General features: G+C 65.1%; 30 protein-coding genes. 17 read left to right on the top strand and 13 right to left on the bottom strand.

Features of this window, described 5'->3' with window-relative positions; translation table 11 throughout:
* Positions 1 to 239: 239 nt before the first annotated feature.
* From AKL02_RS17300 to AKL02_RS17290, 3 genes are all read right to left on the bottom strand, one after another.
* The gene (locus tag AKL02_RS17300) at positions 240 to 1,016 is read right to left on the bottom strand and encodes an SDR family oxidoreductase (RefSeq protein WP_083078341.1); all 777 of its coding nucleotides are present in this window, start codon (positions 1,014 to 1,016) and stop codon (positions 240 to 242) included.
* Positions 1,013 to 1,993 carry a calcium/sodium antiporter gene (locus AKL02_RS17295; protein ID WP_078569791.1) on the bottom strand — a complete coding sequence of 327 codons (981 nt, stop codon included), beginning with the start codon at positions 1,991 to 1,993 and terminating at the stop codon, positions 1,013 to 1,015. The genes AKL02_RS17300 and AKL02_RS17295 overlap by 4 nt, the downstream gene beginning before the upstream one ends.
* 216 nt (positions 1,994 to 2,209) lie before the next feature.
* The gene (locus AKL02_RS17290; RefSeq protein ID WP_078542249.1) at positions 2,210 to 3,049 is read right to left on the bottom strand and encodes a S49 family peptidase; all 840 of its coding nucleotides are present in this window, start codon (positions 3,047 to 3,049) and stop codon (positions 2,210 to 2,212) included.
* Between the two features lie 138 nt (positions 3,050 to 3,187).
* On the opposite strand from AKL02_RS17290, the gene AKL02_RS17285 reads away from it, so the two are divergent.
* From AKL02_RS17285 to AKL02_RS17265, 5 genes are read left to right on the top strand one after another with little or no spacing between them, the layout of a single operon-like run.
* Positions 3,188 to 3,640: a formate dehydrogenase subunit gamma gene (locus AKL02_RS17285; RefSeq protein ID WP_083078342.1), complete on the top strand. Its 453-nt coding sequence runs from the start codon at positions 3,188 to 3,190 to the stop codon at positions 3,638 to 3,640.
* The gene (locus tag AKL02_RS17280) at positions 3,637 to 5,160 is read left to right on the top strand and encodes a formate dehydrogenase beta subunit (protein ID WP_083078343.1); all 1,524 of its coding nucleotides are present in this window, start codon (positions 3,637 to 3,639) and stop codon (positions 5,158 to 5,160) included. Before AKL02_RS17285 ends, AKL02_RS17280 begins: the two co-directional genes overlap by 4 nt.
* Entirely contained in the window at positions 5,157 to 8,042 is a 2,886-nt protein-coding gene (fdhF, locus tag AKL02_RS17275; RefSeq protein WP_083078344.1) for a formate dehydrogenase subunit alpha, read from the top strand. Before AKL02_RS17280 ends, fdhF begins: the two co-directional genes overlap by 4 nt.
* Positions 8,039 to 8,809 (top strand): formate dehydrogenase accessory sulfurtransferase FdhD, encoded by a 771-nt coding sequence (gene fdhD, locus AKL02_RS17270; RefSeq protein ID WP_083078345.1) that lies wholly within the window; start codon positions 8,039 to 8,041, stop codon positions 8,807 to 8,809. The genes fdhF and fdhD overlap by 4 nt, the downstream gene beginning before the upstream one ends.
* Positions 8,806 to 9,018 (top strand): formate dehydrogenase subunit delta, encoded by a 213-nt coding sequence (locus AKL02_RS17265; RefSeq protein ID WP_078549052.1) that lies wholly within the window; start codon positions 8,806 to 8,808, stop codon positions 9,016 to 9,018. The genes fdhD and AKL02_RS17265 overlap by 4 nt, the downstream gene beginning before the upstream one ends.
* Here the strand turns inward: AKL02_RS17265 and AKL02_RS17260 are convergent.
* From AKL02_RS17260 to ubiA, 4 genes are all read right to left on the bottom strand, one after another.
* Positions 9,006 to 10,481, bottom strand: coding sequence for an ArnT family glycosyltransferase (locus AKL02_RS17260; RefSeq protein WP_083078346.1), 1,476 nt, complete (start codon positions 10,479 to 10,481; stop codon positions 9,006 to 9,008). The two genes, AKL02_RS17265 and AKL02_RS17260, sit on opposite strands and share 13 nt — an antisense overlap.
* A 196-nt stretch (positions 10,482 to 10,677) precedes the next feature.
* Positions 10,678 to 11,004: a hypothetical protein gene (locus tag AKL02_RS17255; RefSeq protein WP_078522484.1), complete on the bottom strand. Its 327-nt coding sequence runs from the start codon at positions 11,002 to 11,004 to the stop codon at positions 10,678 to 10,680.
* 11 nt (positions 11,005 to 11,015) lie between these two features.
* The gene (locus tag AKL02_RS17250; protein WP_083078347.1) at positions 11,016 to 13,085 is read right to left on the bottom strand and encodes an OmpA family protein; all 2,070 of its coding nucleotides are present in this window, start codon (positions 13,083 to 13,085) and stop codon (positions 11,016 to 11,018) included.
* Positions 13,086 to 13,164: 79 nt separating this feature from the next.
* Complete coding sequence (gene ubiA / locus AKL02_RS17245) at positions 13,165 to 14,169, bottom strand: 4-hydroxybenzoate octaprenyltransferase (RefSeq protein ID WP_083078348.1); 1,005 nt, start codon at positions 14,167 to 14,169, stop codon at positions 13,165 to 13,167.
* Positions 14,170 to 14,181: 12 nt separating this feature from the next.
* On the opposite strand from ubiA, the gene AKL02_RS17240 reads away from it, so the two are divergent.
* From AKL02_RS17240 to AKL02_RS17230, 3 genes are read left to right on the top strand one after another with little or no spacing between them, the layout of a single operon-like run.
* Positions 14,182 to 14,907 (top strand): 16S rRNA (uracil(1498)-N(3))-methyltransferase, encoded by a 726-nt coding sequence (locus AKL02_RS17240; protein ID WP_083078349.1) that lies wholly within the window; start codon positions 14,182 to 14,184, stop codon positions 14,905 to 14,907.
* Complete coding sequence (locus tag AKL02_RS17235) at positions 14,904 to 15,458, top strand: hypothetical protein (RefSeq protein WP_083078350.1); 555 nt, start codon at positions 14,904 to 14,906, stop codon at positions 15,456 to 15,458. The genes AKL02_RS17240 and AKL02_RS17235 overlap by 4 nt, the downstream gene beginning before the upstream one ends.
* A gap of 51 nt (positions 15,459 to 15,509) precedes the next feature.
* The gene (locus tag AKL02_RS17230) at positions 15,510 to 16,880 is read left to right on the top strand and encodes a glutamate--cysteine ligase (protein ID WP_083078351.1); all 1,371 of its coding nucleotides are present in this window, start codon (positions 15,510 to 15,512) and stop codon (positions 16,878 to 16,880) included.
* Positions 16,881 to 16,917: 37 nt separating this feature from the next.
* Here AKL02_RS17230 and AKL02_RS17225 read toward each other — a convergent pair whose 3' ends face one another.
* Positions 16,918 to 17,613: an NAD-dependent deacylase gene (locus AKL02_RS17225; RefSeq protein ID WP_083078352.1), complete on the bottom strand. Its 696-nt coding sequence runs from the start codon at positions 17,611 to 17,613 to the stop codon at positions 16,918 to 16,920.
* Between the two features lie 28 nt (positions 17,614 to 17,641).
* Between AKL02_RS17225 and AKL02_RS17220 the strand changes: the two genes are divergently transcribed.
* A complete protein-coding gene (locus AKL02_RS17220; protein WP_078542237.1) occupies positions 17,642 to 18,112 on the top strand; it encodes a low molecular weight protein-tyrosine-phosphatase in 471 nt (156 codons plus the stop codon).
* A 23-nt stretch (positions 18,113 to 18,135) separates the two neighbouring features.
* Here AKL02_RS17220 and AKL02_RS17215 read toward each other — a convergent pair whose 3' ends face one another.
* Together AKL02_RS17215 and AKL02_RS17210 are read right to left on the bottom strand one after the other, a co-directional pair.
* Positions 18,136 to 18,444: a hypothetical protein gene (locus AKL02_RS17215; RefSeq protein WP_078522492.1), complete on the bottom strand. Its 309-nt coding sequence runs from the start codon at positions 18,442 to 18,444 to the stop codon at positions 18,136 to 18,138.
* 203 nt (positions 18,445 to 18,647) lie between these two features.
* The gene (locus tag AKL02_RS17210; protein ID WP_075773932.1) at positions 18,648 to 18,839 is read right to left on the bottom strand and encodes a heavy-metal-associated domain-containing protein; all 192 of its coding nucleotides are present in this window, start codon (positions 18,837 to 18,839) and stop codon (positions 18,648 to 18,650) included.
* A 119-nt stretch (positions 18,840 to 18,958) separates the two neighbouring features.
* On the opposite strand from AKL02_RS17210, the gene lepA reads away from it, so the two are divergent.
* From lepA to AKL02_RS17195, 3 genes are all read left to right on the top strand, one after another.
* The gene (gene lepA, locus AKL02_RS17205) at positions 18,959 to 20,758 is read left to right on the top strand and encodes a translation elongation factor 4 (protein WP_083078353.1); all 1,800 of its coding nucleotides are present in this window, start codon (positions 18,959 to 18,961) and stop codon (positions 20,756 to 20,758) included.
* A 152-nt stretch (positions 20,759 to 20,910) separates the two neighbouring features.
* Positions 20,911 to 21,102 (top strand): pyridoxamine 5'-phosphate oxidase family protein, encoded by a 192-nt coding sequence (locus tag AKL02_RS17200; protein ID WP_198453210.1) that lies wholly within the window; start codon positions 20,911 to 20,913, stop codon positions 21,100 to 21,102.
* A 9-nt stretch (positions 21,103 to 21,111) separates the two neighbouring features.
* Entirely contained in the window at positions 21,112 to 21,390 is a 279-nt protein-coding gene (locus AKL02_RS17195; RefSeq protein WP_198453209.1) for a pyridoxamine 5'-phosphate oxidase family protein, read from the top strand.
* Positions 21,391 to 21,483: 93 nt separating this feature from the next.
* Here the strand turns inward: AKL02_RS17195 and AKL02_RS17190 are convergent, their stop codons facing one another.
* Positions 21,484 to 21,621 carry an entericidin A/B family lipoprotein gene (locus AKL02_RS17190; protein ID WP_108722389.1) on the bottom strand — a complete coding sequence of 46 codons (138 nt, stop codon included), beginning with the start codon at positions 21,619 to 21,621 and terminating at the stop codon, positions 21,484 to 21,486.
* 115 nt (positions 21,622 to 21,736) lie between these two features.
* Between AKL02_RS17190 and AKL02_RS17185 the strand changes: the two genes are divergently transcribed.
* The 4 genes from AKL02_RS17185 to AKL02_RS17170 all read left to right on the top strand — a co-directional run bounded on the left by AKL02_RS17185 (position 21,737) and on the right by AKL02_RS17170 (position 23,302).
* The gene (locus AKL02_RS17185; RefSeq protein WP_078549035.1) at positions 21,737 to 21,949 is read left to right on the top strand and encodes a hypothetical protein; all 213 of its coding nucleotides are present in this window, start codon (positions 21,737 to 21,739) and stop codon (positions 21,947 to 21,949) included.
* A gap of 129 nt (positions 21,950 to 22,078) precedes the next feature.
* Positions 22,079 to 22,396 (top strand): hypothetical protein, encoded by a 318-nt coding sequence (locus AKL02_RS17180; RefSeq protein ID WP_083078354.1) that lies wholly within the window; start codon positions 22,079 to 22,081, stop codon positions 22,394 to 22,396.
* 112 nt (positions 22,397 to 22,508) lie between these two features.
* Positions 22,509 to 22,691, top strand: coding sequence for a hypothetical protein (locus AKL02_RS17175; protein WP_078522498.1), 183 nt, complete (start codon positions 22,509 to 22,511; stop codon positions 22,689 to 22,691).
* A gap of 119 nt (positions 22,692 to 22,810) precedes the next feature.
* On the top strand, positions 22,811 to 23,302 hold the full coding sequence (locus tag AKL02_RS17170; protein ID WP_083078355.1) for a cytochrome b: 492 nt from the start codon (positions 22,811 to 22,813) through the stop codon (positions 23,300 to 23,302).
* A 19-nt stretch (positions 23,303 to 23,321) separates the two neighbouring features.
* Here the strand turns inward: AKL02_RS17170 and AKL02_RS17165 are convergent, their stop codons facing one another.
* On the bottom strand, positions 23,322 to 24,110 hold the full coding sequence (locus AKL02_RS17165; RefSeq protein WP_083078356.1) for an alpha/beta fold hydrolase: 789 nt from the start codon (positions 24,108 to 24,110) through the stop codon (positions 23,322 to 23,324).
* Between the two features lie 143 nt (positions 24,111 to 24,253).
* Between AKL02_RS17165 and AKL02_RS17160 the strand changes: the two genes are divergently transcribed.
* A complete protein-coding gene (locus AKL02_RS17160; protein WP_083078357.1) occupies positions 24,254 to 24,625 on the top strand; it encodes a hypothetical protein in 372 nt (123 codons plus the stop codon).
* Positions 24,626 to 24,696: 71 nt separating this feature from the next.
* Here AKL02_RS17160 and glyA read toward each other — a convergent pair whose 3' ends face one another.
* Positions 24,697 to 25,989 (bottom strand): serine hydroxymethyltransferase, encoded by a 1,293-nt coding sequence (gene glyA, locus AKL02_RS17155; protein ID WP_078522502.1) that lies wholly within the window; start codon positions 25,987 to 25,989, stop codon positions 24,697 to 24,699.
* Positions 25,990 to 26,134: the final 145 nt, after the last annotated feature.

Raw genomic sequence — 26,134 nt, 5'->3', positions numbered from 1 at the left:
CATGTCCACGAAATTTGGGGATAACTCTGTTGGCAAACATGTGGGACCGTGGGTTCCGACCTTAATATAAGGGTTGATAGAGTGTTTGCTCATTTTTTGAGCAAGTTACGAGTACGTTGATTTCATTGAGAAATTTTTCGCACACTCGCCAAGCTATTGAAAGGATTACTACTTTTGTGACGGTACTGTTACAAGCCGCCGCGCAGTGCACAACTTTGGCCTGCGATTCGTTTTCAGGCTCATTCCGGACCTAATACATCGGGGGTCCGCCAGCCCAAATGTTGGCCTCCATCGACGCAGAGCAACTGCCCTGTGACGGCCGGCGCGTCCATGAAATATCCCAGCGCCGCGACGATATCTGCAGGGTCTGCGCCGCGTTCGAGGATCGTCGCCGCGCGCTGCCGGTTGAAGTGCTCTTCCGACTGGCGGGCGCCTTGCAGGGTCGGGCCGGGGCCGATCGCGTTCACACGTATAGCGGGAGCCAGCGCCTGCGCACTCGTCTGCGTGAGAGTCCACAGACCCATCTTCGCTAGCGTGTAGGTCATGAACTCCGGCGTCAGCTTGCGCATCCGCTGGTCGACCATGTTGATCACCAGCGCGCGGGCCTTGGGCTCCGCGCCCGAGCGGTCGGCATCCGGGGCCTGCGCCGCGAAATGCTGGATCAGCACGAAGGGTGCGCGCAGGTTCGACCCGATATGCCTGTCCCAGCTTTCGCGCGTGGCTGAGCGGATCGTGTCGTATTCGAAAATCGAGGCGTTGTTGATCAGCAGATCGAGCGGCCCGTCGAGAAGTCGCGCCGCGCGCGGCACCAGTTCCGCCGTCGCGGCCTCGTCCAGCAGATCGGCCTGCACGATCTCGGCGCGCACGCCTTTCGCGCGGGCCTCCGCCGCCGTGGCCTCCGCCTCCTCGGCGGAGCCGTGATAATGGATTGCGACGTCCACGCCGCGCTCGGCCAGATAAAGCGCCATCGCGCGTCCCAGCCGTTTCGCGCCGCCTGTCACCAATGCTCGTTTCATGCGCTGCCTCCAATGAAGAGGGCCACCATATAGGCCAGGTACGCGGCGGTGAAAGCGATGCCGATGCCTCGGGTGATCACGCGGTTGCCGAAGATGAACGGGGCCAGCGCGATCGAGGCCGCGGCCATCACCCAAAGGTCGACATGCAGCATCTGGCTCGGCACCGGAATGTCGCCGAACAGGCCTGCGACGCCGATGATGCAGAGCAGGTTGAAGATGTTCGAGCCCACGACATTGCCGAGCGCGAGGTCCGACCGGCCCTTCATCGCCGCGGTGATCGAGGTCGCCAGCTCCGGCAGCGAGGTGCCGAGCGCGACCAGCGTCAGGCCGATCACCGCATCCGAGACGCCCATCGCGCTTGCGATTTCCGACGCGCCGCTGACCAGCCAGCTCGCCCCCAGAGGCAGCCCGATGAGCCCCGCGAGAACATAGAGCCCGATGCGCCAGAGCGGCATTTTCGGATCGACGCTCTCGACCTCTTCATCGGCTTCGGTCTCGGGTCCGGCGCCCGCGCCGCGATTGGCGCGATGGGCGCGCGCCTCGCGGATTTGTCGGAACAGGATGATGCCGAGCGCGAAGAGCAGAAGCAGCGCCTGCGCCCAGCCGATCGGGCCCATGAAGCAGACGAGGATGAAGAGGATCGTCGCCCCCATCATCAGCACGAAGCTCTCGCGCGTGTCGTGAAGATCGGTGCGTATCGCGGAGATCATCGCAGGCAGGCCCAGCACCAGAAGGATATTGGCGATGTTCGAGCCCACGACATTGCCGAGCGCCATGCTGGGCGCCTTGTCGAGCACGGCCGCGACCGAGACCATCAGCTCGGGCGCGGAGGTGCCGAACGCCACTACGGTCAGGCCGACGATCAGTGCTGGAATGCCAAGGCGCAGCGACATCGCCACCGCGCCTTTCACCAGCAGATCGCCCGCCACGACCAGCAGCACCAGCCCGGCAATGATCTCGCCGAAATCCCAGATCATTTACGGCGCTCCGTCTTCTTCGCAGTCTTGCTATTGGAGGTCGTCTTGCAGGGGCAGGGGCCCCGGCCGATTTTCGGACGTCCGCAATCGGGGCAACGGGCCGATAGCCTGCCGGGTCCGCGCGGGCCCTTGAGTTTCGGCATCCGCAGCTTACCGAACATGGCGAGCACCGCCATGACGACGAGGAAGAGTGTCATGCCCTTGATGAGCATCGGGTTACAGCCCGTAGCGCGCCCAGAGCGCGCGCTCCTCGGTCGTGTCGATCAAAGCGCCTGCCGTGGCCGCCGCCATCTCGCCCCCGATCTGCGCGCCGAAGCGCCGGAAGATCGAGCGTTTGGGTGCGTAAGGCACGATGCGGGTCTTCTCGCCGTAGATCTCTTTCAGCTTCGGCACCGCATGGCCGAGCCCGTCGATCAGTCCGGTATTCTCGGCCAGCGCCTGCCGCCCGGTCCAGATATCGCCGGTGAAGAGGTCGCGATCCTCGGGCAGTTTCGCGCCGCGCCGGGACTGCACATGCTCCTTGAACGAGACATGCATGTCGTCGAGCAGCTTGTTGAGCCGCGCGACGTCTTCGTCCTTCTCGGGGCGGAACGGGTCCATGAAACTTTTCGAGCCGCCCGCCGTATGAACGCGGCGCTGGATGCCGTGGCGGTTGATGAACTCGTCGAGCCCGAAGCCTGCCGAGATCACCCCGATCGAGCCCACGACCGAGGTCGGGTCGGCCCAGATCTGGTCGGCGGCGCAGGCCAGCCAATAGCCGCCCGACGCCGCGACGTCTTCGACGAAGGCATGGACGGGAATGCCTTTTTCATCCGCAAGTCTGCGGATGCGCCCCGCGATCAGCGCCGATTGCACGGGCGATCCGCCGGGCGAATTGATCAGCAGTGCGACCGCGGCCGGTTTGCCGCGCGCGAAGGCACGCTCGATGATCGGGGCCATTGCGGCGTCCGACAGGCCGGGCGCTCCGGGGCGCGACATGCCGATGGCACCGTGCAAACGGATAACCGCGACGAAGGGCGATTTCTTGACGAAGGGGAGGCGTTGGATCAGGCTCATGTGAGGGATGTAGAGGCTCACCCCTGCCCGCGCAAGCGCAGCAATGACGGTTCCTGTCCGCGCCTGTTCGCGATTGAACCAGTCGTGACTTGCTGGCCGGGGCATGCTCGCCCCATCATCGGGGCCGGGAGGATGGATATGACCGAAGACGACAGGCTCGCCGCGATTCTGGCGGATCATGCGGGGCGCGAAGGTGCGCTGCTGCCCATTCTTCACGATGTGCAGGCCGCTTACGGCTGCGTGCCCGCCGATTGCTACCAGCCGATTGCCGATGCGCTGCGTCTGAGCCGGGCCGAGGTGGCGGGCGTCGTCTCCTTCTATCACGACTTCCGCGACGCGCCCGCGGGCAAGCATGTGATCAAGCTGTGCCGCGCCGAGGCCTGCCAGTCGATGGGCGGGGCCGAGATGATCGCGCGGCTGGAGCGTGCGCTGGGCATGAAAGTCGGGGAAACGAAGGGCGATGTGACCCTTGAGGCGGTCTATTGCCTCGGGCTATGCGCCTGTGCGCCTGCCGCGATGGTGGGCGATCAACTGGTCGGGCGGGCGACGCCCGAGCGGATCGAGGCTCTGGTTGCGGAGGTCTCGGCATGAAGGTCTGGGTTCCCTGCGATGCCGCCGCCGTAGCCTGTGGGGCCGATGAGGTCGCCGCCGCTCTCGCGTCGGCGGCGGGACTGCGTGGCGAAGAGGTCGAGATCGTCCGCAACGGCACGCGCGGAATGATCTGGCTGGAGCCGCTGGTCGAGATCGAGCGCGACGGTGTGCGCCACGGCTTCGGCCCGATGACGCCCGAGGACGTGCCCGCGCTGTTCGAGGACGGCGATCACCCGAAGGCGCTTGGCCCGGTCGAGGAGATCCCCTTCTTCGCAAAACAGACTCGTCTGACCTTCGCGCGTTGCGGGCGCACCGATCCGCTCTCGCTGGCCGATTACGAGGCGGATGAGGGCTGGCAGGGTCTCAAACGCGCGCTGGAACTGGGCGGCGCGCAGACCATCGAAGAGGTCACCACCTCCGGCCTGCGCGGACGCGGCGGTGCGGGCTTCCCGACGGGTATCAAGTGGAAGACCGTCGCCGGGGCAGACGCCCCGCAAAAATACATCGTCTGCAACGCGGATGAGGGCGATAGCGGCTCTTTCGCGGACCGGATGCTGATGGAAGGCGATCCCTTCTGCCTGATCGAGGGTATGGCGATTGCCGGTCTCGCGGTCGGCGCGACCAAGGGCTTCATCTATATCCGCTCGGAATATCCGCACGCGATCCGTACGCTGAACGCGGCGATCAAGGCGGCGCGCGCTGCGGGGATCATCGGCGACAGCCTGATGGGGCAGGGCCCGGCCTTCGATCTCGAAGTTCGCGTCGGCGCGGGCGCCTATATCTGCGGCGAGGAAACGTCGCTTCTCAATTCGCTCGAAGGCAAGCGCGGCATGGTTCGCGCCAAGCCGCCGTTGCCCGCGCTGGAAGGCGCGTTCGGCAGGCCCACGGTCGTGAACAATGTGCTCTCGCTCGCAGCTGTGCCTTGGATTCTGGTCCATGGTGGCGCAGCCTATGCGGAGTTCGGGCTGGGCCGCTCGCGCGGGACGATCCCGATCCAGATCGCGGGCAATGTCAAACATGGCGGGCTGTTCGAGACCGGCTTCGGGATGTCGCTTGGCACGCTGGTCAACGAGATCGGCGGCGGCACCGCCTCGGGGCGTCCGTTCAAGGCGGTACAGGTCGGCGGGCCGCTGGGCGCTTATCACGGCCCCGACGATTTCGATCTACCGGTCTGCTACGAGGCCTTTGCAGATCAAGGCGGGCTCGTGGGCCATGCCGGCTTCGTGGTGCATGACGACAGCGCCGACATGCTCGCGCTCGCCCGCTACGCGATGGAGTTCTGCGCCATCGAGAGCTGCGGGAAATGCACGCCCTGCCGGATCGGCGCGGTGCGCGGCATCGAGACGCTCGACCGCGTGGCGGCGGGCGACCCGGCGGCGATCGAGCTGCTGCACGAGCTATGCGAAGTGATGGAGAAGGGCTCGCTCTGCGCGATGGGGGGCTTCACGCCTTACCCGGTGCGCTCGGCGATCCGGCTCTTCCCGCAAGAATTCTCGCTCTCACAGGAGGCTGCGGAATGAAGGATTTCATCATCCCCGACGGAGTGCACGGGCCGAAACTCTCCGACATGGGCACGCCTGAAAAATCGGGCCCGCCCGTGACGCTGGTGATTGACGGCATGGATGTGAGCGTGCCCGAGGGCACCTCCGTGATGCGCGCCGCCGCCGAGGCCGGGATCACCGTGCCGAAGCTGTGTGCGACCGATATGCTGGATGCCTACGGCTCGTGCCGCCTGTGTGTGGTCGAGATCGAAGGGATGCGCGGCACGCCTGCGTCCTGCACGACCCCGGTGCGAGAGGGCATGGTCGTGAAGACCCAGACCGATCAGCTTGCGCGGCTGCGGCGCGGGGTGATGGAGCTCTATATCTCCGATCACCCGCTGGATTGCCTGACCTGCGCGGCCAATGGCGATTGCGAATTGCAGGACATGGCAGGGGCCGTGGGCCTGCGCGACGTGCGCTATGCGCCGGGCGAGAACCATGTCGAGACGCGCGCGGCGGAGGGAGCCAATCCGCTCTACATCCCGCGCGACGATTCCAATCCGTATTTCTTCTACGACCCGTCGAAATGCATCGTCTGCATGCGCTGCGTGCGCGCCTGCGAAGAGGTGCAGGGCACTTTCGCGCTGACCGTGGACGGGCGCGGCTTCGACGCCCGCATCTCGACCGGGACGGAGGATTTCCTGAACTCCGATTGCGTCAGCTGCGGCGCCTGCGTCCAGGCCTGCCCGACTGCGACCCTGCAGGAAAAGACCGTCGACGAGATCGGCGTGCCGGAGCGTTCGGTGGTCACGACGTGCGCCTATTGCGGCGTGGGCTGCTCTTTCGAGGCCCAGATGCGCGGCGACCAACTCGTCCGAATGGTGCCGTGGAAAGAGGGCAAGGCGAACCGCGGCCATAGCTGCGTGAAGGGTCGCTTCGCCTGGGGCTATGCGAATCACGGCGACCGCATTCTGAACCCGATGATCCGCGACAGCATCACCGATGCGTGGCGCGAAGTGTCGTGGGAAGAGGCGCTGGAGTTTGCCGCGAACGGCATCAAGCGTGCGCAGGCCAAGCACGGCAAGGACAGCGTCGGTGTCATCACCTCCTCGCGCTGCACCAATGAGGAAACCTTCCTCGTGCAGAAACTTGCCCGCGCGGTGATGGGCACGAACAACACCGACACTTGCGCCCGCGTCTGCCATTCGCCCACGGGCTACGGGCTGAAGCAGACCTTCGGGACCTCGGCTGGGACGCAGGATTTCGACTCCGTCGAGCAGGTGGATTGCGCCGTGGTGATCGGGGCGAACCCGACCGACGGCCACCCGGTCTTCGGCTCGCGGCTGCGCAAGCGGCTGCGGCAGGGGGCGAAGCTGATCGTGGTCGACCCGCGCCGGATTGACCTGCTGGAGACCCCACATATGGGCGAGGGGCATCACCTGCCGCTGCGTCCGGGCACCAATGTCGCGGTGCTGACCGCGATGGCGCATGTGATCGTGACGGAAGGGCTGTTCGACGAGGCCTTCATCCGCGAGCGCTGCGATTGGGACGAATGGTCGGATTATGCCGAATTCGCCGCCGATCCGGCCCATTCGCCGGAAGCCGTCGAAGAGCTGACCGGCGTGCCGGCCGAGGCGCTGCGCCAAGCCGCGCGCACCTATGCCGCCGCGCCCAACGGGGCGATCTATTACGGGCTGGGCGTGACCGAGCATAGCCAGGGCTCGACCACCGTGATTGCGATTGCCAACCTCGCGATGATGACCGGCAATATCGGGCGGCCCGGTGTGGGCGTGAACCCGCTGCGCGGGCAGAACAACGTGCAGGGCTCCTGCGATATGGGCTCGTTCCCGCATGAATTGCCGGGCTACCGCCATGTGTCGGACGATACCGCGCGCCACGGGTTCGAGGTGGAATGGGGCGTCACGCTCGACCCCGAGCCGGGGCTGCGCATTCCGAACATGCTCGACGCGGCCGTCGCGGGGGATTTCAAGGCGATCTACATTCAGGGCGAAGACATCCTGCAATCCGATCCCGATACCCATCACGTGGCCGCTGGTCTGGCGGCGATGGAGTGTGTGATCGTGCATGACCTGTTCCTGAACGAGACCGCGCGCTACGCCCATGTCTTCCTGCCGGGCTCGACCTTCCTCGAGAAGGACGGGACCTTCACCAATGCCGAGCGCCGCATCAATCCGGTGCGCAAGGTCATGGCGCCGAAAGCGGGGCTGGCCGATTGGGAGGCGACGCAGGCGCTGGCCAACGCGCTGGGCGCGGGGTGGAGCTACACCCACCCCTCCGAGATCATGGACGAGATCGCGCGTACGACCCCGGCCTTCGCGGGCGTCACCTACGATCTGATTGACCAGATGGGCTCGGTGCAGTGGCCCTGCAACGATGCGCATCCGCAAGGCTCGCCGGTGATGCATGAGGATGGCTTCGTGCGTGGCGCGGGGCGTTTCATCCGCACCGCCTATGTCGCGACCGAGGAACGCACCGGGCCGCGTTTCCCGCTGCTGCTGACGACCGGGCGCATCCTGTCGCAATATAACGTGGGTGCGCAGACGCGACGGACCGAGAACTCTGTCTGGCACGCCGAGGACCGGCTCGAAATCCACCCCCATGACGCGGAGACGCGCGGTATTCGCGACGGCGATTGGGTGCGTCTGGCGAGCCGTGCGGGCGAGACGTCCTTGCGCGCGACGATCACGGATCGGGTCTCGCCCGGCGTCGTCTACACGACCTTCCACCACCCCGACACGCAGGCCAATGTGGTCACCACCGACAATTCCGACTGGGCGACGAACTGCCCGGAATACAAGGTGACGGCGGTGCAGGTGGGGCTCTCGAACGGGCCCTCGGACTGGCAGGAGCTTTACACAGCACAGACCAAGCTGACCCGGCGCGTCGAGGCGGCTGAATGACAGCGACGGATTGGCCCATGCCCAGCGGCGCGGTGCAGCGGCTCGCCGAGGAAGTGCCGGTCGCGCTGTCCTTCGACGGGGTGACGCAGGCGGTGATGATGGCCAGTCCCGCCGATCTGGAGGAGTTCGCACTGGGCTTCGCGCTCTCCGAAGGGCTGATCGCGGACGCGTCCGAGATCACCCGGCAGGAGCTGGAAGTGACCGAGGCCGGGATCGAGGCGCGCAACTGGCTGGCAGCGCCTGCGGGCGCGCGCTTTGCCGAACGCCGCCGCGCCACGATGGGGCCGGTGGGCTGCGGGCTCTGCGGGATCGAGCAGTTGGAAGAGGCGCGGCGCAAGCTTCCGCCGGTCGCACCGCCGCGTTTCACCATGACGCCCGAGCAGGCCACGGAGGCGCTCGAGACCCTGCGCGACCACCAGCCGCTGCAGGACGAAACCCGCGCCGCCCATGCGTCGAGTTTCTGGCAGCCGGGCAAGGGGATCGTGCTGACGCGCGAGGATGTCGGGCGGCACAACGCGCTCGACAAGCTGATCGGGGCGCTGATCCGGGGCGGGATAGACCCGGCGAGCGGCGCGCTGGTGATGACCTCGCGGCTCTCGGTCGATCTGATCCAGAAAGTGGCGACGCTACGTATCCCGGTGATCGTCGGCCCCTCCGCCCCGACCGCGCTTGCGGTGAGTGAGGCACGGGACGCGGGCCTTACCGTTATCGCGCGCGCAGGCCGGGGCCTCGCGCTTTACACCGCGCCGCAGGAGGCCACCGCATGAAGCCTGAGAAACTCGCCGGGATGGCCAATCAGATTGCACAGTTCTTCGAGAGCCAGCCCGGCGATCAGGCGCATGCCGTCGCCGATCACATCAATGCCAATTGGGCGCCCACGATGCGCGACACGTTCCTCGCGGCGGCCGACAAGCTGGAGCTGCATCCGCTGGTGAAGGCGGCCCTGCCGGAGATCCGCGCCCCTCAGCGAGGCTGATCGCCGGGCTTCACGACCGGCGCGAAGGAGAGGGTGAAGGTTTTCCCGTCCGCGAAGGGGTAGGGGGCCGCGAGCTGCTGCACTTCGCCGGTCGTCCAGTCGGGATAATCGGGGTAAGTCGCGCGCAGAAGGCCCGCGCCGGTTGCCGCATTCGTGCCGTCCCAGATCACGAAGGCCGGGCCGTCGGGCAGAGGTTTCGCAAGGCCCGAACTGGCATTCAGAACCGTCATCCGGGGCGCGCGATAGAGGATATTTGCGCCCTCCCATTGCGGCGCGATCAGGGTCGCATCCGCGCCAACGGCGGCCACCAGTTGCGGCACCAGCGTCTCGAAAGGGGCGGCATTGCGGCTCTTGCCCTGGAAGAAATGGATCGGCAGCGCGATCATCACCAGCACGAGCAGCACCGCGTAGACCTGCTGCAGCCGCCGCAGCCCGGTCGCGCTGAGCCGGGGCAGAAGCCAAAGGCCAACCGCGGGGCCTGCGAGGAACAGCAGCGGTTGCAGCCAGCGATCCTTGATCTGCCCCGCCCCGACCGCAAGCGCGCCGATCAGCAGTAGCACGAGGCCGATCACTATCACCCACAGCATCAGCCGCAGCAGCGGTTGCGGCGCTTCGGGTTTTCTCTCCCGGTAGCGCCAGTAGAGCAGCCCGCCGACCAGCAGCGGCAAAGCGAGGAAATTCAGAACACCCTGACCGGTTGCAAGAACCGGACCGACAAGCCGCGCGCCCAGTGAGACGTCTTCGGCGGCGTCGAATTTCTTTGCCGAGGCGAAGGCGATCTCGGGATGGTTCAGGATCCAGACATAGGGCGGCAGCGCGATGGCGGCGGCGATCAGCAGGGACAGGAACAGGCGACGGTCGCGGAAGGACGCACGGAGCTCCGGAAAGCCGATCAGCGCGAGGGTCGTCGAGATCGGCAGCAGCACAAAGTTGTATTTCGACAGCAGCCCCAAGCCCAGCACCAGTCCGAGCGTCACGAAGCCCGCGAGGCTGGGGCGGCGCGCGATCCACCAGATCGTCGCGAAGCATAACGCCGCCGAAAAGGTCGCAAGCACCGAATGGGTCAGGGCGCGCTGGCTCTCCCATGCGATCTGCGGCAGCAGCATGAGGCCCAGCGTCGCGACCCATGCCCGCCGCGGATCGAGCCGCGTGCGCATCAGCCCGTAGCAGGTCAGGACGGTGCCGCAGAGCAGGGTGTTTTTCAAAAGCGCGAGGCCGAACATCGTCGGCCCGGTCACCATGAAGACCAGATGTTGCAGCCATGCGAAGAGCGGCAGTTGCGGGCCGTAGCCCCACGCGAAGCTGCGCGCATCGAAGATCATCTGCGCATCGTCGAGCCCGAGCGCGCCGCCCAAGGCGGTGCGGTAGAGGGTCTGGAGGACGAAATAGGCGACGATGCTCAGGGGCCAGATCGCATCGGGAAGGGCGCGGCCTGCGGCTCGGGGCATCGGGTCGGCGCTCATGCGGGCGTGCCTGTGGGGACGCGCATCACGGGAAGGGTCTGGAGCATGGCGCACCTATTGGATGGCAGGATTGCCGCGCATGGCGGACAGAGAGGGCGATACCACTTTCGACAGGCGGGCCAAAGCGCGAGATGTCCGAGTTTCGCCGGGCGTGGCCACGATGCCGCGCCCTCGGTGAGCGCGGCTGTGCGACGGCTCAGGCCTCTTTCGAGCGCTCGATATAGGCGCGCAGTTCCTCGGCCTCGTGGCGCGCGTCGCGCAGACCATCCATCGCCGCGCGCAGTTCCGCCTCGGTCTGGCTGAGCTGATTGGCCAGTTCCGCCTCGCGCTGCTCGACATAGACGAGCGCCTGATCGCGGGTCTCTTCGGCTTCATGCAACGCCTGCGCCATCTGTTCCAGTTCGCCCATATCGGCTTGGCTCACGCGGGTGAGGCGGTGGATCAACCAGCTCGCGAACCAGCCGAGCGCGAAAGCCACGAAAAGGATGATCGCTGTGGCGATGATGAATTCTGTTCTGTTCATTTGACGTCCCTTCAGCCCTTCGACAGGTCCTCCGGCCGGGATTGCGGGCGCGGCGTTTGATCGCCGGGCGTCTCGACCGGAATTTCTTCTTCTTGCGGGGTGTTTTCCCCCGGTTCTGCGGCGGTGTCCCCATCGCCGTTTTCGCTTTGCGCGCCGTCCTCGGTGGCGGGCGCGCCGTCGTCGGTCACGGCGCCGTTCCAATGCGGCTCGCCGTCTTCTGCGGCGCCCGTTGCATCTGCGGTGGCATCGGGCAGTGCATCGTCGCCCACCGGCGCCTCGTCCAGCAGGACGAATTCGATCCGGCGGTTCTTCTCGCGGCCTGCTTCGGTGTCGTTCGAGGCGATCGGTTGCGCTTCGCCATAGCCCTTCGCTTCGAGATTGCCGATCAGCACGCCACGGTCCAGAAGCCCGCGGATCACCGCCTGCGCCCGTTGTTGAGACAGCTGCAGGTTCATTTCTTCGCGGCCCTGATTGTCGGTGTAGCCGGCGACTTCCATCTTGAAGTCCGTGCAGTTCTTCATCGATTTCGCCAAAGCGTCGAGCGCGTCCAGGCTTTCCGAGGCGACCTGCGCCGAACCCGGATCGAAATCGACCTTCTTCTTCTGCAGCGTCTCATTGAGGCGCGCGACGCATTCCTTGCCGGTCGGCAGGGCCAGCTGCTCATCGAGGCGCTTATCGTATTTCACGCTCAGGTCGATCTGCGCGTCTTCGCCAAGCTGGCTGGTCAGGATGCGCGAGATCGTGTCGGAAGCCTGCGGATCGCCCGAGATGCCGCTGACCGAGATCCCGTCGCGGGTGACCGTGACCTTGCCGTCATGGAGCACCGACAGCGCATCGAGCGCGGCCAGCGTGCGCACCGGCCAACCGGCGGGAAGCTCTTTGTCGACGCGGGTCGCGCCATGGACATTGTCATGGCCGAGCTTGGCGCGGGCGTAGCTTTCGATGGTCTGGCGTTCGCGCGCATCGGTCACGCGGCCCTTGAGCTCGACATGGCCGTCGCCATCGCGGGTCGCGGTGAAGCTGGCCTCGGCGGCTTTCGCATCGGGGGCCGGTTCGCGCTTGGCCTTGAGCGAGAACACTCCAGGCAGGTTCGATTCCAGCTCGCCCACGACATCGTCGAATTTCTGCTGATCGACGGTCGAGGGGGCATCGAGTGCGATATCGGCATCCGAGAAGGTCACCGAGCCTGCGCCGAGATCGCCGACCGCCTTGATCGCCATCTGCGCGGCCTTGGACCAATCGGGCGACGGGGTGCCCATGCCGATGGTGCAGGTCAGCGTGCCTTTCGCGCCTGTCGCCCGGGCGGCAGTCAGGATGCGGTCGCGCGCGCGCTCGTTATCGGCGGAGCAGGCGTCGAAATGCGGGCCTTCCTCCTCGTCGATGAGGAAGCGCAGGGTGAAGGGGGTGATCACGGGGCGCGGCGCGGAGATGTCGAAGCTGAGCTTGAGATCGGTGGGGCGGCGGCGTGCGAGCGACGTCTCCACCCGGCCTTTCTCGGAGGGGCTGTCGGTGATCGCCTGCACCGAGACCTTGCCGGCGGTGACCGAAATCTTAGAGCGCGGCAGCGTCTCGATCGTGGTCATCGCGAATTGCATCGCTTCGTCCCAGCCGCCGGGCACCGGGTAATCGGCGCTCTCCAGCATGTCGGTGACGCCATCCTCGCCCGCGACTTTCGAGAGCTTCTCGACGATCGCATCGCGGTCGACCGAAGAGGGCACCAGCCCGATCAGCGAGATGCCGTTCTCGTTGCGCAGCATCTCCAGCGAGAAGGCGGGGGGCGTGATCGGCTTGGTGATCTGCGTGTCGGTATTGTCGACGACCCGCGAGCTGTCGACGTATTTGTCGACCTCGGAGACGGCGCGGAAGCGTTCGGCCTCGGTTGGGGCGGTGCCGGAGAGGATCACCTGCAGCCCGTCGGTATGGATCCGCATCCAGCCGTAGCCCTGCGCCTCCATCGCGACGCGCACTTCTTGTTTCGTGGATTTCTCGACAACGGTCGCAGCGCCGCCCGCAATGACTGCGGAGACGACGAGTGCGAGGACAAAGGCGGCGATCGTCAACAAGGTGGCGCGGCTGCGCATCGGTCTCAGGCCCTCCCCCGGGGAATCTTTATCCCGTGTTCCTTAAGGCGCGGGCGCGCGAGGATCAATCGAAACGCCGTTACACGATTGCGCCAACGGCGAGAAACAGCGCAGCGATGAGGCCCGTGTCGCGGTTCGCGCGGAACAGTTTCAGGCAGGTATCCGGGTCGTCGATATCGAGCTGGCGCATCTGCCAGAGCATGTGCCAACCCATCGCCCAGGGCGCGAGTAGCGAGATCGCGAGGCGCAGCGGCGGCGCGCCGGGCATGAGCGCGCCCATCACGGCGATGGTCATCAGCGCAACAGAAGTCATCAGGAAGCCGCCGAGCCATTTCGCGCTATCGTCCCCGAAGAGCCGCGCGGTGGATTTCACGCCGATCAGTGCGTCGTCTTCCTTGTCCTGATGCGCATAGATCGTGTCGTAGAACAGCGTCCAGGCCATGCCCGCGAAGTAAAGCACAACGGGCGGCCAGCTGAGGCTGCCGGTATGCGCGACCCATAGCAGCAGCGCCCCCCAGTTGAACGCGATCCCGAGGAAGATCTGCGGCCACCAGGTGAAGCGCTTGGCGAAGGGATAGATCGCGACCGGCCCGAGCGACACGATCCCGAGGATGATTGCGGGCACGTTGAAGGTCAGCAGGATCGCGAAAGAGATCAGCGACTGGATCACCGCCCAGGCCAGCGCCTGTTTTGTCGAGACCTGCCCCGAGGGGATCGGCCGCGAGCGGGTGCGGGCCACGCCTGCATCGATGTCGCGGTCGGTGATGTCGTTCCATGTGCAGCCCGCGCCGCGCATCAGGAAGGCCCCGATCGACGCGCCCACCGCCAGCCACAAATCCCACCAGATGAAGCCGCCCGTCGAGGACGCCGCCAGCGCGATCGACCAGTAGCAGGGCAGCAGCAGCAGCCATGTCCCGATCGGTCGGTCGGCACGGCTCAGCCGCAGGTAGGGCCGCGTCCATGCCGGAGCCAGCCGGTCGACCCAGTTGCCGCGATAGGCATCCGCGACCGTGCCGTTCGCGTCGTTCGGGGTCTCGCCCGTGCTCGCGTTTGCCGCCTCTGGCGTTTCGGTTTTTCCGCTCATACAGTCCGCCTCATGGAACGTGCCAAGATCAGGCTCTGTGTAGAGCACCCGCTGGGCGCGGGGCAAGCCGCGCCTCTGACTCAGGACGAAGCGCATTACCTCTTTGCGGTGATGCGTCTGGCCGTGGGCGCCCGTGTCGCACTGTTCAACGGGCGCGATGGCGAGTGGACGGCTGAGGTCGTCGAGGCCCACAAGAAGCGCGGTATTCTGGCCTGCGTCGAGCAGGCCGCGCCGCAGCTCGCGCCGCCCGATCTCTGGCTGATCTTCGCGCCGATCAAGAAAGAGCGCACCGATTTCATCGTCGAGAAGGCGACCGAGCTGGGCTGCGCCAAGGTGCTGCCAGTGCAGACCGAGTTCACCAATTCCGCGCGCATCCGGCAGGACCGCTTGCAGGCCCATGCCAAGGAAGCGGCAGAGCAATGTCTGGGCACCTATGTGCCCCCGGTCGAGGATTTGCAGGGTCTCAAGAAGCTGCTGGATGGCTGGGATCCGAGCCGTCGCATCCTCTGGGCCGACGAGGCTTTGGTTGGGCCTGCAGAGACGCTCGCGGGGCTCCAGCCCGGCCCTTGGGCGATCCTGATCGGTCCCGAAGGCGGGTTCTCGGAGGCCGAGCGCGAAGCGCTCCGCAGCCTCGATTTCGTGACCCCCGTCAGTCTCGGCCCGCGCATCCTGCGCGCCGATACGGCGGTCTGCGCGGCGATCACGTTGTGGCAATCGGCGCTGGGAGACTGGCGGTGATCCGTCCCGAGGTCGCAGAAGGGTTCAAGCGCTGGGGCGAGGTGATCGCGGCTGGCGTCGTGGTGGCGTTCGGTGCGTGGTTGATCTGGCTCGGTGGATTAATCCTGATGCCGCTGGGGCTGGTCGCGGTCGCGCTCGGGCTTGGCTGGGCGCTGATCGGCTGGCGTCGGTTGCGCTTCGCGCGTGAAACAAGTGCGCCGGGTCTGGTCGAGATCGACGAGGGCCGTATCTCCTATTTCGCAGCCAGCCGGGCGCGCGCCATTGCAGGACCGGGCAGCAATGTCTCGGCCCTCGGGATGGGTGGCGAATTGCCCCTTCGCGAACTGGCGGAAATCCGTCTGCTCACGCTGCAGGGCCAGCAATATTGGCGGCTGCGCAGCCTCTCGGGCGAGGCGCTGCTGATCCCGCTCGACGCGGCGGGGGCGGATGCGCTCTACGACGCTTTCGCGAGCCTGCCGGGGATCGATATGGGGAAGATCTCCGCCGCGCTTGACCAGCAGACTGCCGCACAGAGCCTCTGGACCCGCAAACAGGTTTCACGCTTGACTTGAGCCAACCCCCGCGCCACCTGTGGCGCTCCATAAAGCGACGCGAGAAAAGACATGTCCATTCCGCAGCAGGGCGGTGGCCCGATCGAGCGCTTCGAGCAACTGGCCGAATATCTGGCCGAAGGTGAGAAGCCGCGCGACGACTGGCGCATCGGCACCGAGCATGAAAAATTCGGCTATTGCGCGGACAAGCAATTGCCGCTGCCCTATGACGGCCCGCGGTCGATCAAGGCGATGCTGGAAGGTCTGCGCGACCGCTTCGGCTGGAAACCGGTGGAAGAGCAGGGCAAGATCATCGGGCTGGAGCTGAACGGCGCGAATGTCAGCCTCGAGCCGGGTGGTCAGCTGGAACTGTCGGGCGCGCCGCTCGAGACGATCCACCAGACCTGCGACGAGGTGAACGAACACCTGCGCGAAGTGCAGTCGGTCGCCGACGATATCGGTGTGAAGTTCATCGGGCTGGGCGCGGCCCCGATCTGGACTCAGGACCAGATGCACATGATGCCCAAGGGGCGCTATCGGCTGATGACCGATTACATGGGCCGCGTGGGCGAGCTGGGCACGCAGATGATGTATCGCACCTGCACCGTGCAGGTGAATCTCGACTTCGGTTCGGAAGCCGACATGGTGCAGAAGATGCGCGTGGCGCTGGCGCTGCAGCCGGTTGCGACCGCTCTGTTCGCCAATTCGCCCTTCCTCGATGGCAAGCCCAACGGCATGAAATCGTGGCGCAGCCATATCTGGCAGAACCTCGACGATGCGCGCACGGGCATGCTGCCCTTCATGTTCGAAGAGGGTGCGGGCTACGAGGCTTACGTGAACTACGTCCTCGATGTGCCGATGTATTTCGTCTATCGCGACGGCAAATATATCGACGCGCTGGGCCAGTCCTTCCGCGACTTCCTGAAGGGCGAGCTGCCCGCGCTGCCCGGCGAGAAGCCGACGCTGAGCGACTGGGCCGATCACCTGACCACTGTCTTCCCTGAAGCGCGCGCGAAGAAATTCATCGAGATGCGCGGTGCCGATGGCGGGCCGTGGCGGCGTCTGTGTGCGCTCCCGGCGCTCTGGGTCGGCCTGCTTTACGACCAGACCGCGCTGGATGCTGCTTGGGATCTGGTGAAGGGCTTCGATCACGAGACCCGCGAAGGTCTGCGTCGCGCGGCGGCGGTCGATGCGCTGCAGGGCGAGTTCAACGGCGTGAAGCTGCACGACCTCGCACGCGAAACGGTGGCGATCGCGAAATCCGGTCTGGCGGCGCGGGCGCGGCCCGGCGCGGGCGGGATGATCCCCGACGAGACCCATTTCCTCAACGCGCTGGAAGAGAGCGTCGAGACGGGCCGCGTGCCTGCCGACGAGCTTCTGGAGAAATACCACGGCGAGTGGAATGGCGATCTGAGCAAGATCTACGCCGAATACAGCTACTGACGAGAGGGCAGGGCGATCAGCCGCCCTGTAGCTCCTCTCACCGCGACTCCAGCCGCTCGCGCACCCATTGAGGGACCAGCACGCTCGCCGGGCCCTGGCGCGAGATGTCGAACATCTCGCTGCCTGCCGAGCGGTCGAGGTTCAGCTCCAGCGTCTTCACCCCGCACATAGCGGCGTCCTGCACGAAGCCCGCCGCCGGGTAGACATTGCCGCTGGTGCCGATCGAGACGAACAGATCCGCGGCTTCCAGCTCGCGGATGATCCGATCCATCTGATAGGGCATCTCGTTGAACCACACGATGTCGGGTCGCGTGGCTTTGCGCCCGCACTCGGGGCAGGTGTCTTGCGGCTGCATCGCCTCGGGCGCGGACCAGCGATGGTCGCACGCGTGGCACAGCGCACCGAAGAGCGAGCCGTGCATGTGGATCACGTTCTGAGACCCGGCGCGCTCGTGCAGATCATCGACATTCTGCGTCACCACCAGAACCTCGTGGCCCGGATCGGCCTCCAGCTCGGCCAGCGCGACGTGGGCCGGGTTCGGCTGGGCCGCGCGCGCTGCTGCCCGGCGCGCATTGTAGAAGCGATGCACCAGCGCGGGGTCGCGCGCGAAACCCTCGGGCGTCGCCACGTCCATGATGCGGTGTTCTTCCCACAGACCGTCGCTTGCCCGAAACGTGCGGATGCCGCTTTCGGCAGAAATTCCCGCGCCCGTCAGAATCACGACCTTGGCCATCGCTGCGCCCTCCGTTATCACTTCCCCTATGCGTATCCTCTTTCTCTGCCTTGGCAATATCTGCCGCTCGCCCGCCGCCGAAGCGGTGACCCGTCACAAGGCCGCCGCGGCCGGGCTCGATATCGAGTTCGACAGTGCAGGCACCGGCACCTGGCATCTCGGAGAGCCGCCCTACGATCCGATGATCGCGGCGGCGGAAGCGCGAGGCTACGACATGCGGAGCCTGCGCGCACGTCAGATCCAGCCCGCCGATTACGACGGGTTCGATGTGATCCTCGCGATGGATGAGAATAACCTGCGCGATGCGCTCGACGGGGCGCCGCGCGAGATGCGCGCTCAGGTGCAGATGTTCATCGACGGGCCGGAGGGGCCGCGCGATGTGCCCGATCCCTATTTCACCCGCAATTTCGATGGAGCCCTCGATCTGATCGAGGCGGGCGCGGATCAGTTGATCGCCGACCTGCTGGCCGATGAGGAAGAAAAGCGGCGCGGGCAGTAGACCGCGCGCCGCCGATCATCCGCTTATTTGCAGAAGCCTTCCGCCGTCGCGGCGAAATTCTTGTAGCGGTCCCAGAAGTCCGAATCCGACTGGCGGTCGGACATGCGCACTTCCTGCGCGCGGTCGGGATCGTGGAAGAAGCTGGCGGCGCGGCGCTGGTCGCGATGGCTCAACGTCATGTCCGCGACTTGCTGGATGCAGCCGCAGGTGCCGGGATTGCTGGCGCGGCCCGCTTTCTGACACGCGTTGTCGATCGGCCCGGCCGAAGCCATCGAAGCAAGCGCCATGGCGCCCGAGAATGCACAGAGTCCGAGTGTGGTCTTGAAAATCATCTACTGCCCCTTTGTCGTTGCGGCCGGCATGTGTTTGCCGATCCTGCCTGCTCATTTGTCCGCGATTCTAACTCAAATTCAAAAAGCGGGCAACAAAACAGGCAGGATTCCGCCGGTTCGGGGCAGGGGAGGGAACCCGTTTTCTAGCCGTCGCGTTGCGCGTGCACGGGCCCACTACATCTGGATGGCGTCAGCCCTCCGGATTACTCTTCGACCGGGGTGGCCTCGTAGCCTGCGCCTTTCAGGGCGCTGATCACGGTGGATTCGGGCAGCCCTTCCACCTCGACCTCGCGATCTTCCAGATAGACATCGGCCTTGCCGCCGACCTCTTCGATCGCGGCCTCGACCGAGGCTTTGCAGTGCCCGCAGGTCATGTTCGGAACGGAATAGATCATCTTGCGTCTCCCGTGTTTCGTGTCTCAGGGATATGTCGGACGCGACCGGGCCGAGGTCAATGGCAGATGGCGTTCAATCCCTCTTCCCGGCCCGCTTTTTCCCCTGTATACGCGCGCCCATGACTGATCTTGATCGCATCCGCAATTTCTCCATCGTGGCGCATATCGACCACGGTAAATCCACGCTCGCCGACCGGCTGATCCAGCTGACCGGTACCGTGGCCGAACGCGATATGAAGGACCAACTCCTCGACGCGATGGATATCGAGCGAGAGCGCGGCATCACGATCAAGGCCAACTCGGTGCGGATCGACTATCCCGCCAAGGATGGCAAAACCTATGTGCTGAACCTGATCGACACCCCTGGTCACGTGGACTTCGCCTATGAAGTCTCGCGCTCGATGCAGGCGGTCGAGGGCTCGCTGCTGGTCGTCGATGCCTCGCAAGGCGTCGAGGCGCAGACGCTGGCCAACGTCTATCAGGCGATCGACGCGGATCACGAGATCGTCCCGGTCCTGAACAAGATCGACCTGCCCGCGGCAGAGCCCGAGCGCGTGAAGGAGCAGATCGAGGACGTGATCGGGATTGACGCTTCGGATGCCGTCGAGATTTCCGCGAAGACCGGTCTGGGCATTCCCGACGTTCTGGAAGCAATCGTGCATCGTCTACCCGCCCCGCAGGGCGACCGCGACGCGCCGCTGAAAGCGATGCTGGTGGATTCGTGGTATGACCCCTATCTGGGCGTCGTGGTTCTGATCCGCGTCATGGATGGCGTGATCAAGAAGGGCGATCAGATCAAGATGATGAAGACGGGGGCTGCCTACAAGCTCGACCGCCTCGCCGTTCTGAAACCCGCGATGGTCAATATCGACGAGCTGGGCCCCGGCGAGATCGGGGTCTTCACCGCTTCGATCAAACAGGTGCGCGACACCAAGGTCGGCGACACGATCACCCATGAGAAGAAGCCCTGCGCCAAGGCGCTGCCGGGCTTCAAACCCTCGATCCCGGTCGTGTTCTGCGGCCTCTTCCCGGTCGATGCGAATGATTTCGAGGCGCTGCGCGACGCGATCGAGAAACTGCAGCTGAACGATGCGAGCTTCTCGGCGGAGATGGAAACCTCGGCAGCGCTCGGCTTCGGCTTCCGCTGCGGCTTCCTCGGGCTGTTGCACCTCGAAGTGGTGCGCGACCGTCTGGAGCGGGAATACGATCTGGACCTGATCACCACCGCGCCCTCGGTCGTGTTCAAGATCCACATGAAGGACGGGGAGGTGATCGAGCTTCACAACCCCGCCGACATGCCCGACCTGACCTATGTCGATCACATCGAGGAGCCGCGCATCAAGGCGACGATCCTCGTGCCAGACGAATATCTGGGCGACGTGCTCAAGCTCTGTCAGGACCGTCGCGGCATCCAGCAGGACCTGACCTATGTCGGTGGCCGCGCGATGGTCGTCTATGACCTGCCGCTCGCCGAGGTCGTGTTCGACTTCTATGACCGCCTGAAATCGGTCACCAAGGGGTACGCCAGCTTCGATTACCAGATCACCGAATATCGCGAGGATTACCTCGTGAAGATGTCGATTCTGGTGAATGACGAGCCGGTCGATGCGCTCTCGATCATGGTCCACCGCGACCGTGCCGAGGCCCGCGGCCGCGCGATGTGCGAGAAGCTGAAAGACCTGATCCCGCGCCACATGTTCAAGATCCCGATCCAGGCCGCCATCGGTGGCCGCGTGATCGCGCGCGAGACTCTGTCGGCTATGCGCAAGGACGTGACCGCGAAATGCTACGGCGGCGACGCGAGCCGGAAGAAGAAGCTGCTGGAAAAGCAGAAAGCCGGTAAGAAGAAGATGCGCCAGTTCGGGAAGGTCGAAATCCCGCAGAGCGCGTTTATCGCGGCGCTGAAGATGGATGAGTGATCTTCCGCGAAGTTGACGAATATGGCCCGGCGATTGCGCCGGGCCTTTTCGTTTTGAAGCCCGCGCCGGAAGGGCAGGGCTCCAGTCTTTCTGAGGAACATGGCGCGCCACCCCCACGTTCTCCTCCCAGACCTATTTCAGGAGGAAACGACATGACCGACCAAGCCAAGATCGAGAAAGATTTCTGGGATGCGCTCGACTCGGATCGCACCGTGATGCTGGCGCGGGCCGGCGTCGAGACGGCAGCGCCGCGCCCGATGACGGCGATCGTCGAGGAGAAGCCCGGCCCTGTGTGGTTCTTCACCGCGCGCGACACGGAATTGATGGACGGGCTGGCCCCCTGAGCAGGGGCGATGTTCACCTTCTCGGACAAGGGCCACAAGGTCTTCGCGACCGTCACGGGGCGTCTGACCGAGAATACTGACCCCACGGTCGTGGAGCGGCTATGGAACCCCTTCATCGGCGCCTGGTACGAGGGCAAGGACGACCCGAAGCTGGTGCTGCTGCGCTTCGATCCGGATCAGGCCGAGATCTGGGACAGCGGCAACGCGCTGGTCGCGGGCGCGAAGATCCTGCTCTCGTCGGACCCGGGCGAGTCGATGAAAGACCGCGTCGCTCATGTGAATTACTGAGCCAGGCGTGTCCCTGACGTCAGAGGTGAGAAAAAAAGGCCCCGGAAAACTCCGGGGCCTTTGACTTTTTCGTTTGGCTGTCAGGCTTGGAATTTAGCGCGCCTGACGCGCCTCGCCCGCGATCGTGTTGCCTGCAACGGACAGGTCCTGACCTGCGCCTTGCACGGTGTTGCAGGCCGCGAGGCCCAGAAGGATTACGGTCATTGCCGCCATTTGAACCGATTTCGTCATCTCTTTCGCTCTCCTATTAAGCCATCACCGGCCAACGTACGAAAAAATTTACGGTTCCGTGGAACTGGAGGCAAGGAGCGGCGTTTTGCCCTCGAACACATAAGGGAGAGCCCGAATGAAGAAGCCTCTGCGCTTATTCCTCGCCGCCCTCTCGGCCCTCGTCGTGACCGGGGTCGTGGTGATCGCAGCTCTGACTTTCGGCTTTGTCGGATGGCAGGAATTCGCGTTCGCCGTGATCGTCGGGATTGTCTTAGGAATTCCCGCAGGTCTCTGGACCGAGCGGCGGATAAAAAGGAATGACCCGTTCTGGCCGCCCCGCCAGGCATGATCCCTGTCAGAACGGTCTTGCGGCCCCTGCTTTGTCCCTCGCGGGGGCCGCACACTCCGCCCGAGCTGGTTAACTTCTTGTTAATTAAGCTCTGAAAGGCTCCGGGTTGTCCCTCCCCGGAGCCTTTCAATGTCTAAAGCCCCATTTTTCCTTATTCTTGGCCTTCTCGCGGGCTGCGCCTCTCCGGCGCCGCAGTTCTTCGGGGCATCACGGCATACGGTCACGCTCGACGGCATCGAGTTCGTCGTCTTCCTCAAGGGAGAACGGGCGGAGGTGGTGCGCATGGGCTTTCTGCGCCGGGCAGAGCGGGGGCGCGTGCCGCCGCTGATGATCCGCGCGGCAGAGAAGGTCTCGGGCTGTACGGTGGCGGGACCGGCGGGAGGGCTCTACCGATCGCCCTCGCTGCCCGGCGATACGGGGGAGGCGCGCTTCCAGCTCGATTGCTGATGCGACGCCCTGCCGCAGCGGCGACCGCGCGGACTTGATGCGGATCAAGGTCACATCCGCGTGATCGGAGTCAGTCTGACCACCGAAATGCGCCGCTCAATGGAGATCAGACATGCGCCTCTTCGGTATCATCTACGCCCTCGTCGGACCGACCCTCGCGGGTATCCTCATCACTGCCGCGCTGACGATGAACATGTTCACCACCAACGCGATGATCGTCTCCGCGGTAATCGGGTTCCTCGTCGCCGTGCCAGTTGCGTGGTATATCGCCAAAATGATCCGCGAAAACGCCTGACGGCGCGGCGCGGCACAGGCGTCGGGAAAATCCCAACTTCGTGAAGGGCGGAACCTCTGCGCCTTCGCCGCGCTAGTCCGGCGAGGCGCGGCGGCGTTTCGTCAATTCAAAGAGGTAATATGTCCTACGCTCCCGGTTATTCGAAAACCCAGATTTGGCTCCACTGGGCCGTCGTCCTGCTGCTCATCGTCCAGTATCTGTTCAATGACGCGATGGGGCACACCTTCCACGATCTCATGGAGAGCGGATCGGCGAGCGCCGGGGTGCTGACCTATGGTCACATCGTCCTCGGTATCGCGGTGCTCGCGCTTGCGATCTGGCGCCTGATACTGCGCGCGAGCCACGGCACGCCCGAGCCGCCGGAGAACGATCCCGCCATTTTCCGGCGCGGCGCGGCCGCAGTCCACTGGTTGCTCTACGCGCTGCTGTTCCTGATCCCGATTGCGGGCCTCGTAGCCTATTACGGGCAGCTGGGATGGGCGGCCGAGACGCACTCGATCCTGACGACCCTGTTGCTGTGGCTGGCCGGGCTGCATGTGGCAGCCGCGCTCTATCACCAGTACGTCAAGCGTGATCACCTGATCCGGCGGATGATGAAGCCGGGCGCGTGATCGCAGCGGCGCGGTTTCCTCAACTCGTCGAGTCGAGGAAACGCGCCACGTCGGCTTCGAACTCGCGGGGCTTCTCGGCGTGCAGCCAGTGCCCCGCATTGTCGATTTCCTCGAAACGCGCCTGCGGGAAGAAGCCGCGGATACGGTCGTGCATTTCCGGCCGCACGTAATGCGAGTCCGCGCCCGACAAGAACAGCGTCGGGCCGTCGTACTGCTTGCCCTCCAGCGCCTCGGGCCAGCCGAGGATGTCGTCCATATTCGCCTTCAGCGCGGCAAGGTTGAACTTCCAGCGCGGCGGGCCGTCGCGCAGCACCAGCGATTGCAGCAGGAAGGCACGGGTGCCCGGATCGAAGACCTGCTCTCCCAGCCGCTCGTCCGCGGCGGAGCGAGAGGTGAGGTCGCTGATATCCATCCCCTGCATCGCCTCGATCAGCGCGCTGTGGTTGTCGCCATGATCGTAGTTTTCGGGCGCGATATCCGCGACGATGAGATGCGCGACGAGTTGCGGCTGCGTCAGGGCGAGGGTCATCGCCGCCTTGCCGCCCATCGAATGGCCCAGCACATCCGCGACCCCGCCATTCGCCTCGATCACCTCGGCGATATCGCCTGCCATCGCCTGATAGCTGTGATCGTCGTCCCAGAAGCTGTCGCCATGATTGCGCATATCGAGCGCGATGACGGGGCGGTCCGCGCTCAGCCGCTTGGCGATCGCGTTCCAGTTCCGGGCCGATCCGAAAAGACCGGGGGCGATGATCAGCGGTCGCGCGCCGGGATTGCTGTCGGAGGTGTAGGGGGTCGTGTTCAACATGGCGCCTAAGCTAGATCGCCTCCCGGGGCGCTTCCAGAGCGGATGCGAAAAAATCTGCGGCCATGCGCGCAGTTGCGCTGATCGCGCGCGGCGGATAGCGTCCGGTGCGGTATTGCTGAACGCGGCGTAAGGGAGAGGGCCGGATGGGGCCGGAGAAGATCAATCAGATGGTGGGGCAGGTCTCGAGGCTTCTGGCGCAGCGGCTGGGGGCGAAGGGGCCGACGCTCGAGGCGCGGGTCGCCTCGCGGGCCCGGGCGCTGCCGCGCAAGGTGCGCAAGGCGGCGCTGGTGCTGGTCGATGCCGAGCGCAAAGCGCACGCGCCCAAGATCGCCCGGCAACTGGATGCCCGAAGGGTGGAGGGCGCTTTCGCGACCTGTCGCGACTATCTCGAACCGCTGGGTGCGGCGGAGCGGCTGCGCGCTGCGGTGCTTGGCCTTGCCAGTTCGATCGCCGTGATCGTGGTGATCGTGGGCGGCACCTTGCTGGCCGCGATGGTCTGGACCGGGGCAATCTGATCGGGTCACGATCCTAGACATGAAAAAGGCCCCCGGATCGCGGGGGCCTTCAATTCAATCTCGAAACCGGATCACAGTTCGGGGTAGATCGGGAAGCCGCTAAGCAGGGTCGCGACCTTGGCTTTCACGGCCTCTTCGACCTCGCCATTGCCCTCTTCGCCATTCGCGGCGAGCCCGTCGACCACTTCGACGATCAGGCGTGCGATCTCGCGGAACTCTTCCTCGCCGAAGCCACGGGTGGTGCCCGCCGGGGTGCCCAGACGGATGCCCGAGGTGACCATCGGCTTTTCCGGGTCGAACGGGATGCCGTTCTTGTTGCAGGTGATATGCGCGCGGCCCAGAGCCTTCTCGGTCGCGTTGCCCTTCACGCCTTTCGGACGCAGGTCGACCAGCATCACGTGGGTGTCCGTGCCGCCGGTGACGATATCGAGGCCACCCTTCATCAGCTCGTCGGCCAGCGCCTGAGCGTTCTTCACGACCTGAGCGGCGTAGTCCTTGAACCCGGGGCGCAGCGCCTCGCCGAAGGCCACGGCCTTGCCGGCGATGACATGCATCAGCGGACCGCCCTGGATGCCCGGGAAGATCGCCGAGTTCACCTTCTTCGCGATCTCCTCGTTGTTGGTGAGGATCATGCCGCCACGCGGACCGCGCAGGGTCTTGTGCGTCGTGGTGGTCGCGACATCGGCATAGGGGAAGGGCGAGGGGTGCTGACCGCCCGCCACGAGACCCGCGAAGTGGGCCATGTCGACCATCAGATACGCGCCGATCTCATCCGCGATCTCGCGGAACTTGGCGAAGTCGATCTGACGCGGAATGGCCGAGCCGCCCGCGATGATCAGCTTCGGCTTGTGTGCGAGCGCCAGTTCGCGGACCTGATCGTAGTCCAGCAGGCTGTCTTGCTTGCGCACGCCGTATTGCACCGCGTTGAACCACTTGCCCGACTGGTTCGGCTTGGCGCCGTGGGTCAGGTGGCCGCCCGCATCGAGGCTCATGCCGAGGATGGTGTCGCCCGGCTTCACGAGCGCGGTGAACACGCCCTGGTTCGCCTGCGAGCCCGAGTTCGGCTGGACGTTGGCGAATTCGCAGCCGAACAGCTCCTTGGCGCGATCGATCGCGAGGTTCTCCGCGACGTCGACATATTGGCAGCCGCCATAGTAGCGCTTGCCCGGGTACCCTTCGGCGTATTTGTTCGTCATCACCGAACCCTGCGCCTCCATCACCGCCTTCGAGACGATGTTTTCCGAGGCGATCAGTTCGATCTCGTCGCGCTGGCGACCGAGTTCATCGGTGATCGACTTGAAGAGTTCGGGGTCACGGCTGGAGAGGCTTTCGGTGAAGAAGCCCGCATCGCGTTGGTCTTTCATGGCCATTCCTCGCAAAGATCCGGTCGCCGACCGTTTAGCGCAGATTTCACAGGGCTGAAAGCAGACAAACGACCAAATCGGTCATTTCCGCGCCGGATTGACGCTTGTCTTTCGTCCAAGCCCTTGCAACACCTTGGACATGCAG

This window comes from Thioclava electrotropha, from assembly GCF_002085925.2.
Classification (GTDB): Bacteria; Pseudomonadota; Alphaproteobacteria; order Rhodobacterales; family Rhodobacteraceae; genus Thioclava; species Thioclava electrotropha.
The sequence above is the reverse complement of the archived record's forward strand: the minus strand, read 5'-3'. Positions and strand labels throughout refer to the sequence as shown.